At 64.1% G+C, this 587-nt stretch carries 1 protein-coding gene; it reads right to left on the reverse strand.

The features are described from left to right. A partial coding sequence (locus BTW07_RS19220) for an Ig-like domain-containing protein (protein WP_167369308.1) occupies positions 1-587 on the reverse strand: 587 nt, incomplete at both ends.

The raw sequence follows: 587 nt of genomic DNA on the forward strand, positions 1-587 counted from the left end.
GCGTGAAGCTGTAGCTGCCGTCGGCATTGAACGTCAATGAACCATTGCCGTCACCGACGTTGTCCACGAGTTGGTAGCTGTCGATGGTGCCATCGACATCCGATGCCGCCGGCACCTGGCCGGTCAGTAGTGTGTTCTCTTCCGTCGTGGCCGTGCCTGCCTGAGCCACCGGCGCGTCGTTGGTGCCGGTGACGGTGATGGTGATGGTCTTGGGTGCACTGACGCCGCCATCGTTATCGGTGGCGGTATAGCTGAAGGTGACGTCGCGGCTCTCGCCAACAGCGAGAGCGTCGAAGTCGGCACCGGGGGTGAAGCTGTAGCTGCCGTCGCTATTAAAGCTGAGGCTGCCGTTGCCGGTGCCGACATCCGTCGCCAGGTCGTAACCGGCGATGGTGCCATCGATATCGGTCGCTGCCGGCACCTGCCCGCTGAGAACGCTGTTCTCGCCGGTGGTTTGGGTATCGGCGACGGCGACCGGGGCGTCGTTAGTGCCGGTCACGGTGATGGTGACCGTCTTGGGTGCACTGACGCCGCCGTCGTTATCGGTGGCGGTATAGCTGAAGGTGACGTCGCGGCTCGCGCCGGCA

The sequence above is a fragment of the Salinicola socius genome, assembly GCF_001937195.1.
In the GTDB taxonomy this organism is placed as follows: domain Bacteria; phylum Pseudomonadota; class Gammaproteobacteria; order Pseudomonadales; family Halomonadaceae; genus Salinicola; species Salinicola socius.